Below are 8,438 nucleotides of genomic sequence, written 5' to 3'. Positions count from 1 at the left end.
TCATCGCACACGGCGCGAAGATCTCGACCTTCTGGTGCATGAAACGGTGCGGCTGGGGCATGACATCGCAACGCAGGGTTCCGCGCCTTCCTAGTTACGGGCAGGCATGCGATTCTGCCGCGATGATTCGGGAGATCCAGGCCGTGACGCTGTTTCGTATGGTTGCACTTACGGCGCTGGTCTTCACCGCCTCGGCGCAGGCCGCCGACATGGCTTTCTTCGTGAAGAACCTGCGCAAGGAATCTGTCGCGGTCGAGCTGTTCAGCCGCGACCGTGAGACGGTCTGGCCGGGCAATGACAAGGTGTTCCTGATCGAACCCGAGTCGCAGAAATCCGTGCCGCTGTCCTGCAATCAGGGCGAACAAATCTGCTATGGCGCCTGGGCCGACGGCAACGACAGCCTCTCGGCCGGCGTCGGGCCGGACAATGACCAGCCCTGCGACACCTGCTGCTTCATCTGCGTGGAACACTCGACCGAGACGATCGATCTGGTGCCGTAAAGCGCGGAAGTGTCGTTGGACCCAAATTAAGTCAGGGATCGCTTCGTCCGGTCCACTTCCGCGATTCAGCGCTGCATGCAATGGTTGCCCCGCGGCCGGGTGGGCCGCTTATTCGGGGGGTTATCATGTTTCATGCCTATGCGCGCCGCATGCTGGCCGCGCTGTCCTTCGTCATGCTGGTTGCGTCGGCGGCGCAAGCCGACGATGTCACCTTCGCCATCAAGAACAGCCACCCGAACGCCATGCGCGTCGAGCTCTACAGCCAGGATCGCGACTATGTCTGGCCCGGCGAGGACAAGGACTATTTCCTCGACGACGGCGAGACCAAGCAGCTGCCGATATCCTGCAACGCGGGCGAATCGATCTGCTACGGCGCCTGGGTCGATGGCGACGAGGGCACCTATTGGGGCGTCGGTCCCGGTAACACGGAAAAATGCGAGGATTGCTGCTACACCTGTAGCGGCGGCGAGACCGAGGAGATCGAACTGGTCCCCTGACCGGTTTGCCAGCTTGACGGTCTTCGGGCCGGAGCCATAGCCTGTGCAAATACCCAGCGCGCGCCGCCTCGAACTGTTCAGACGCGACGTGCTTCAGGCAAAAGGAGCCCAGCTATGGCCGGCATGGTCGAAAGCGACAAGATCGACGTCGGGTTTTCCGGCAGGCGCTGTATCCATTCGCGCAACTGCGTGCTCGGCGATCCGCATGTCTTCGTGCCCAACGCGCCGGGCCAATGGATCCATCCCGAGGCGGCCAGCGTTGAGAAGATCGTCGCCATCGCCGAAAGCTGCCCGTCGGGCGCCATCACCTATGTCAGGAAGGATGGCGGGCCGCAGGAGCAATCACCGGTGGTCAACACGGTGCGGCTGCGGGAAAACGGCCCGCTGGCGGTACACGCCGAGATCGTGCTCGACGGCGAGACTTCTTATCGTGCCACGCTCTGCCGCTGCGGCGCTTCGGAAAGCAAGCCGTTTTGCGACGGCAGCCACAACAAGTCCGGTTTTGCCGCCACCGGCGAGCCGCCGCTGAAGGACACGCCGGCGCTCGAAACGAGGAATGGTCCGCTGAAAGTGACGCCGACCACCAATGGCCCGCTCAAGCTTGAGGGCAATCTCGAGATCGTCACCGGAACCGGCCATACGGTCGACCGTACGCAACGCGCCTTCCTCTGCCGCTGCGGCCATTCCGCCAACAAACCGTTCTGCGATGGGACGCACAAGAAGGTGGGGTTTGTGGGGTAGCTGCGATCTCCCTCCTTGAGGGGGAGATGGCCGGCAGGCCAGAGGGGGTCGTCTCGCGTAGAGCGCTGGCTTCCTCTTTCGCCTCGTATGAAGTCGCATCCAGTCGTGCCGACCCCCTCTGTCGCCTTTGGCGACATCTCCCCTCGAGGGGGAGATTACCCGTGGCCCAGCGCTCGCGGCTTTATCGCCCGCTCCGTATCGGCTAAGGGCAGGGACAAATAAATTGCCACCCGGACCGCCGCCAAAAATGACCGCCAAGACCAAGCCAAAGCCGCTGTTCCTCGGGATCGACACCGGCGGCACCTATACCGATGCCGTGTTGTGGTCTGAAACGGAAGGCCCGCAAGAGGGGCCGAACAAGGGCAAGGTGCTGGCCAAGGCCAAGGCGCTGACCACAAGGCATGATCTTGCCGTCGGCATTTCCGGCGCCGTCGATGCGGTGCTGCAGAAAGCCGGAACCGATCCGGCTGATATCAAGCTGGTGTCGATGTCGACGACGCTTGCCACCAATGCGCTGGTTGAGGGGCAGGGCGGCCGCGTCGCGCTGGTGATGATCGGCTTTTCCGAGGGCGACCTCGCCCGCGACGGGCTGAAGGCCGCGCTCGGCACCGATCCGGTGGTTTTTTGTCCGGGCGGTCACGATGTGCACGGCAATGCCGCCAGGCTCGACCTGTCTGGGCTGGAAGCGATGCTGCCGGAACTCGGCGCCTCGGTGTCCGGCTTTGCCGTCTGCGCCTATTTTGCCACCCGCAACCCGGCGCATGAGATCGCCGCCCGCGAGTTGATCCGCGAAAAGACGGGCCTGCCGGTCACATCGAGCCACGAGCTGTCGGCCAAGCTCGGCGGCCCGCGCCGGGCGCTGACCACTTTGCTCAACGCCAGGCTGATCTCGATGATCGACCGGCTGGTGGCGGCAACCGAAGGTTTTCTTGGAGAACGCAGCATCGCGGCACCGCTGATGGTGGTGCGCGGCGATGGCGCGCTGGTTTCGGCCGCCTTTGCCCGCCAGCGGCCGATCGAGACCATCCTGTCCGGCCCGGCCGCCAGCCTGGTCGGCGCCCGCCACATGACCGGGCTCGACAATGCTGTGGTGTCCGACATCGGCGGCACCACCACTGATGTCGCCGTGCTCGACGGCGGCCGCCCCAGGCTCGATCCGGAAGGCGCCACCGTCGGCGGCTTCCGCACCATGGTCGAGGCCGTCGCCATGCGCACCTTCGGCCTCGGCGGCGATTCCGAAGTGGCGCTGGAAGATGGCGCGCTCAACCCGAAGATCCTGCTCGGGCCGCGCCGCCTGGTGCCGCTGGCGCTGGCCGGCATGGCGCATGGCAGCGCCGTCACATCGGAACTCGAGCGCCAGTTGCGGGCGCCCAATCCCGGCCGCATGGACGGCCGCTTCGCGGTGCGCACCGGCGTGCCGGATCGGCTCGCCGCCGGCCTGACCGGCGCCGAAGCCAAGCTCTACGAGCTGATTGGTGCCGTGCCGCTCGCCGTCGACAGGCTTTTGACCTCGAACGCGCAGAACGCGACGCTGAACCGGCTGGTGTCGCGCGGGCTGGTGCATGTCGCCGGCTTCACCCCGTCGGACGCTGCCCACGTGCTGGGCAAGCAGGCGAACTGGGATCCCATCGCCGCGCGCCTCGGCGCCGAACTGTTCGCCCGCAAGCGTGACGGCCGTGGCCAGAACATCGCCGCTTCGCCGGATGCGATTTCGGAACGGGTGCTGGTGACGCTGACGCGCTGGTCGGCCGAATATATCCTCGAAACCGCCTTTGCCGAGGACGGGCTCGATGGCGCGTCGACGGTGGCGCACGCCCTGGTGCAGCGCGCGGTCGACGCGCATCCCGGCATTGCCCGCCTGAGCGTTGCGCTCGACCGCCCCGTCATCGGCCTCGGCGCCTCGGCGCCGCTGCACTATGCCGGGCTGCCGCCGCTGATCGGCAATGACTGCGTGGTGCCCAGGGATACCGATGTCGCCAATGCGCTCGGCGCCGTCGTTGGCCAGGTCAGGGTTTCGGCCGAGGCGCGGGTCAGCCAGCCCACAGAAGGGCTGTTTCGTCTCGCCTCGGGCGAGACCATACGCGATTTCCTCGACGAGGCGGCAGCGATCGCGGCGGCCGAGGCCGATGTCCGCGCCATCGTCGCGGAGCGCGCCAGGGATGCCGGCACCGACAGCGCCGAGATCGACGTCGCCACCGAATTCCGGGTCTCGACCGTCGAAGCCCAGCGCATGTTCATCGAGGCGCATGTCGTGGCCGTGGCCTCGGGAAGGCCGCGCATTGCGGTGTGATGCAGCCTTTGTGAAAACCTGTCGGCGCATTTGAACACATGCGCATGGCAGCCGTCAGATGGAAGATTTGGGCACAGTAAGTCGCTCGAATACTGCGTGTACCCGTATTCGACTGCCGTTCGGGTCGATGATTTGCATGACCAAAAGCAGCCGATTTTGATGAATCTTGAACGCTGCCGACAAGGCTCTGGCCTTAGCCGCCGCTGATGCCGAACCCGGCCAATTGCCGTTTCCGATCAAGGCCTGTTCCCCATTGATCGTTTTCTCCTTTAGATCGGCGGTCCACCCATTGCTCGCATCGACCTGCAGGCCGGGATCGCTGCGGATAACGACTCTGCAATCGGCACATTGGCCGCCGGTTGAGTAAACCTGCTGCCATGTGCCAATGAACTCGATATCGGCAGCGGCGGCAGGAGCAACGCCAGCGAATGCAAGAGCGAGTGAAACAAAAGTAAGCCAGGCAAATCTCAACATCGGCATACTCCAAAGGTGCCTGCTTTATTTGACAGGCAATGTATAAAGCCGGGTTTACTGGAATGAGAAAATTGACGCGATATGCGATTGGACATGGCAAGTTGTGCCCTGCGATGGCGCTCCTCTCTGGAGGACGAAGCGATGCAAATACGCCACCTTCACCCTAAGCTGAATTGACCCGGCAAACCTGACATGCCAAAGGCCCGCAAAGCCTTTCATCTGGAGCAGCCTGATGACCGACCGCATCGAGATCGCCGGATTGCGGATTGCCCGCGAGCTGCATGAGTTCGTGGCCAGGGAAGCGCTGCCGGGCACGGGGATCGAAGCGGACGCCTTCTGGAACGGTTTTTCGGCCATCGTCCATGATTTGGCGCCGAAGAACCGGGCGCTGCTGGCAAAGCGTGACGCCATCCAGGAACAGATAGACGGCTGGTATCGCGAGCATGGCGCACCGGTCGACATGGAGGCCTACAAGGGCTTCCTGAAAGAGATTGGCTATCTCGTTTCGGAAGGCGCGGCCTTCAGTGTCTCGACCGACAATGTCGACCCGGAAATCGCTGATGTTGCCGGACCGCAGCTGGTCGTGCCGGTGATGAATGCGCGCTATGCGCTCAACGCCGCCAATGCGCGCTGGGGTTCGCTCTACGACGCGCTCTACGGCACCGATGCCATCCCCGAAACGGATGGCGCCGAAAAGGGCAAGGGCTTCAATCCGGCGCGTGGCGCCAAGGTCGTTGCCTGGACGAAGACCTTTCTCGACGAGGCTGCCCCGCTCACCCTAGGCAAATGGGCCGGCGTCAATGGTCTGTCGCTGGCGCAAGGTGCCTTGCGGCTGAGCGCCGGCGCCGGCTCGACGACGCTGGCCGACCCCAGGCAATTCGTCGGCTATCGCGGCGATGCCGCCAATCCCGATGCGGTGCTGCTGGTGCGCAACGGCCTGCACATCGAGATCGTCATCGACCGCAACAACCAGATCGGCCGCACCGATCCGGCGGGGATCGCCGATGTCATCCTGGAATCGGCGCTGACCACCATCCAGGACTGCGAGGATTCGGTCGCCGCGGTGGATGCGCCAGACAAGGTCGTCGTCTACCGCAACTGGATCGGCCTGATGAAGGGCGATTTGGCGGAAGAGATCACCAAGGGCGGCAAGAGCTTTGTCCGCAAGCTCAATCCTGACCGCTCCTACACGACGCCCGCCGGCGGCACGCTGACCGTGCCCGGCCGCTCGCTGATGCTGGTCAGGAATGTCGGCCACCTGATGACCAACCCGGCGATCCTTGACCGCGACGGCAACGAGATTCCGGAAGGCATCTTGGATGCGGCGATGACGGCGCTGATCGCGCTGCACGATGTAGGGCCAAACGGCCGCCGCGCCAATTCCCGCGCGGGCTCGATGTATGTCGTGAAACCCAAGATGCATGGGCCCGACGAAGTCGCTTTCGCCGTCGAGATATTCGACCGCGTCGAAGCACTGCTCGGCATGGCCAGAAGTACCATCAAGATGGGCATCATGGACGAGGAGCGGCGCACCACCGTCAACCTCAAGGAGGCGATCCGCGCCGCAAAAGAGCGCGTCGTGTTCATCAACACCGGCTTCCTCGACCGCACCGGCGACGAGATCCACACCTCGATGGAAGCCGGCCCGATGATCCGCAAGGGCGACATGAAGCAGGCCGCCTGGATTTCCGCCTACGAGGCGTGGAATGTCGACATCGGGCTGGAATGCGGCTTGGCCGGCCACGCCCAGATCGGCAAGGGCATGTGGGCGATGCCCGATCTGATGGCGGCGATGCTGGAACAGAAGATCGCCCACCCCAGGGCCGGCGCCAACACCGCCTGGGTGCCGTCGCCGACGGCGGCGACGCTGCATGCCACGCACTATCACAAGGTCGATGTCCACGCCGTGCAGGCGGCGCTGAAGAACCGGCCCAAGGCGAATCTCGACGACATCCTGTCGGTGCCCGTCGCCGTGCGGCCGAACTGGTCGCCCGAAGACGTCCAGAAGGAACTCGACAACAACGCGCAGGGCATTCTTGGCTATGTCGTCCGCTGGATCGACCAGGGCGTCGGCTGCTCGAAAGTGCCTGACATCAACGATGTCGGCCTCATGGAAGACCGCGCCACGCTGCGTATTTCCTCACAGCACATCGCCAACTGGCTACACCACAGCGTGTGCAGCGAGGACCAGGTGATGGCGACGATGAAGCGCATGGCTGACATCGTCGACCGCCAGAACGCGGGCGACCCGCTTTACCAGCCGATGGCGGCTGACTTTGACAAGTCGATAGCCTTCCTCGCCGCCTGCGACCTGGTCTTCAAGGGCCGCGTCCAGCCCAACGGTTACACCGAGCCGGTGCTGCACGCGCGGCGGCTGGAACTGAAGGCGCAGCAGAGCTGAATAGGCCAGTGTCGTGTATGGGCGGCGGGTTTTCGGCCTGCTTTCTCCGGGGTGAGGCGTCAGGGAGCTGTATGGTCCAGGAGCCGGATGGTGGGATCGCGACGGTGTTCGGAGTTGACCCGATCGACGCCTTCCACCGTAATCGCAATCGTCCCGTTTTCCACTCTTGCTATCCAGCCCTTCGCTTTCAGATACCAGAGATGAAACTCGAGATGCTCTCGCGGACAGTCTGACAGACGTTCGAGCTCCACATCTCCGATCCCGGGATTGCCGACGTCGTGCCGGCGCTTCGCGTAAAGCAGCGACAGCAGCCTGGCCTGGATCACGACGTCACGCTCGATGCCTTTGGTGTTGCTAGCTTCCTCGGTCAATTCACGGCGAAGGCCGGCATGGTCCCTGTACGCGATGTCGTATTGTGCGCGTTTGACCGGATCCTTGAGCGTATTGTGGGCTTCCACGATTTCACTGAAACGGGCTTCATCGCCGGTTTCGCGATTGTCTGGATGATAGCGCATCGCAAAATAGCGAAATATGCGCTCCAGCGTTTCCGAATTGGCGTTCGGGCTGACTTCCAAAACTTCGTAATAATCAATGAACATAGCTCGCTCCCCGACCACACCATATTCGCATTGTCTAAATAAGGAATGTCAATGCGGGGGCCAGGACCTTGGTCCGACGCCGATGACATCCACGCTTTCTGGAAGAGGAAGAAAATGGCCGGCGTCCGGTCGGTGGGGGCCGTTGGGTGGTAAGGACGCCGGCCAAGCGGACAATCAGGTCCGCCGCATCGTGGAGATGATCGATTCGCGGAGGCCGGGTTATGGCGTGATCGCGGAATGCAATGTGGCGAGGCCGGCTTGTCGGCGGACCTACGCCGCCTGCGCCATCCGCTCCGAGCTCATGCGGTAGGAGATCGCTTCGGCCAGATGGATTCGGCCGACGGTTTCGCTTGCGTCGAGATCAGCGAGCGTTCGCGCCACCTTCAGCACGCGATGATAGGCCCGCGCCGAAAAGGCGAGCTTTTCGCTGGCGTCCTTGAGCAGCGACAGGCCGGCGGCGTCCGGCATGGCGATCTCTTCGATGACCGAGGGCGCGCAATGCGCGTTGGTGGTGGCGCGGGTGGCGCCGAGCCGCTCGAAGCGCTCGCGCTGGATGGTGCGTGCGCGTGCCACGCGCAGCGCCACATCGGCGCTTTTCTCCGCCCGGTCGGGCCGGATCAGGTCGCTGGCCGAGACCGCCGGCACTTCGATCCTGAGATCGATGCGGTCGAGCAGCGGACCCGAAATGCGCGCCTGATAGTCGGTACGGCAACGCTCGCCGCGCAGGCAGCGATAGCCCGGCTCGCCGGCCATGCCGCAGCGGCACGGGTTCATCGCCGCCACCAGCTGGATGCGCGCCGGATAGGTGACGCGATGGTTGGCCCGCGCGATCATGCAGTCGCCGGTCTCCAACGGCTGGCGCAACGCATCAAGCGTCTGCGGCGTGAACTCGGGAAACTCGTCGAGGAAAAGCACGCCGCAGACGCTTGATGGGTT

The 8,438-nt window shown here is 64.0% G+C and carries 8 protein-coding genes; 5 read left to right on the top strand and 3 right to left on the bottom strand.

The window, feature by feature from the left end:
- Positions 1 to 143 precede the first annotated feature (143 nt).
- From EN750_RS09385 to EN750_RS09370, 4 genes are all read left to right on the top strand, one after another.
- Positions 144 to 500: a hypothetical protein gene (locus EN750_RS09385; protein ID WP_127396247.1), complete on the top strand. Its 357-nt coding sequence runs from the start codon at positions 144 to 146 to the stop codon at positions 498 to 500.
- 125 nt (positions 501 to 625) lie between these two features.
- Positions 626 to 997, top strand: coding sequence for a hypothetical protein (locus tag EN750_RS09380; protein ID WP_027040247.1), 372 nt, complete (start codon positions 626 to 628; stop codon positions 995 to 997).
- A 114-nt stretch (positions 998 to 1,111) separates the two neighbouring features.
- Positions 1,112 to 1,738, top strand: coding sequence for a CDGSH iron-sulfur domain-containing protein (locus EN750_RS09375; protein ID WP_127396246.1), 627 nt, complete (start codon positions 1,112 to 1,114; stop codon positions 1,736 to 1,738).
- Positions 1,739 to 1,985: 247 nt separating this feature from the next.
- Entirely contained in the window at positions 1,986 to 4,028 is a 2,043-nt protein-coding gene (locus EN750_RS09370; protein ID WP_127396245.1) for a hydantoinase/oxoprolinase family protein, read from the top strand.
- Positions 4,029 to 4,082: 54 nt separating this feature from the next.
- Here the strand turns inward: EN750_RS09370 and EN750_RS09365 are convergent, their stop codons facing one another.
- The gene (locus EN750_RS09365) at positions 4,083 to 4,502 is read right to left on the bottom strand and encodes a hypothetical protein (protein ID WP_127396244.1); all 420 of its coding nucleotides are present in this window, start codon (positions 4,500 to 4,502) and stop codon (positions 4,083 to 4,085) included.
- Between the two features lie 232 nt (positions 4,503 to 4,734).
- Between EN750_RS09365 and EN750_RS09360 the strand changes: the two genes are divergently transcribed.
- A complete protein-coding gene (locus EN750_RS09360; protein WP_127396243.1) occupies positions 4,735 to 6,903 on the top strand; it encodes a malate synthase G in 2,169 nt (722 codons plus the stop codon).
- Positions 6,904 to 6,962: 59 nt separating this feature from the next.
- On the opposite strand, the gene EN750_RS09355 is transcribed toward EN750_RS09360, so the two are convergent.
- Both EN750_RS09355 and EN750_RS09350 read right to left on the bottom strand, forming a co-directional pair.
- Positions 6,963 to 7,502 (bottom strand): J domain-containing protein, encoded by a 540-nt coding sequence (locus EN750_RS09355; protein ID WP_127318999.1) that lies wholly within the window; start codon positions 7,500 to 7,502, stop codon positions 6,963 to 6,965.
- A 270-nt stretch (positions 7,503 to 7,772) separates the two neighbouring features.
- Positions 7,773 to 8,438, bottom strand: a 666-nt coding sequence (locus tag EN750_RS09350; protein ID WP_145967520.1) for an ATP-binding protein, incomplete at its 5' end; no start/stop codon positions are given.

It is taken from the genome of Mesorhizobium sp. M7A.F.Ca.ET.027.03.2.1 (assembly GCF_003999175.1).
Lineage (GTDB): Bacteria > Pseudomonadota > Alphaproteobacteria > Rhizobiales > Rhizobiaceae > Mesorhizobium.
Note: the sequence above shows the minus strand (reverse complement) of the source record. Positions and strands in the feature narration are given on the sequence as shown.

Excerpts from the sequence above, each read along its gene's own strand:
- EN750_RS09365 (WP_127396244.1), bottom strand. The coding sequence starts at position 4,502 with ATGTTGAGATTTGCCTGGCTTACTTTTGTTTCACTCGCTCTTGCATTC.
- EN750_RS09375 (WP_127396246.1), top strand. The coding sequence starts at position 1,112 with ATGGCCGGCATGGTCGAAAGCGACAAGATCGACGTCGGGTTTTCCGGC.
- EN750_RS09370 (WP_127396245.1), top strand. The coding sequence starts at position 1,986 with ATGACCGCCAAGACCAAGCCAAAGCCGCTGTTCCTCGGGATCGACACC.
- EN750_RS09380 (WP_027040247.1), top strand. The coding sequence starts at position 626 with ATGTTTCATGCCTATGCGCGCCGCATGCTGGCCGCGCTGTCCTTCGTC.
- EN750_RS09360 (WP_127396243.1), top strand. The coding sequence starts at position 4,735 with ATGACCGACCGCATCGAGATCGCCGGATTGCGGATTGCCCGCGAGCTG.
- EN750_RS09355 (WP_127318999.1), bottom strand. The coding sequence starts at position 7,502 with ATGTTCATTGATTATTACGAAGTTTTGGAAGTCAGCCCGAACGCCAAT.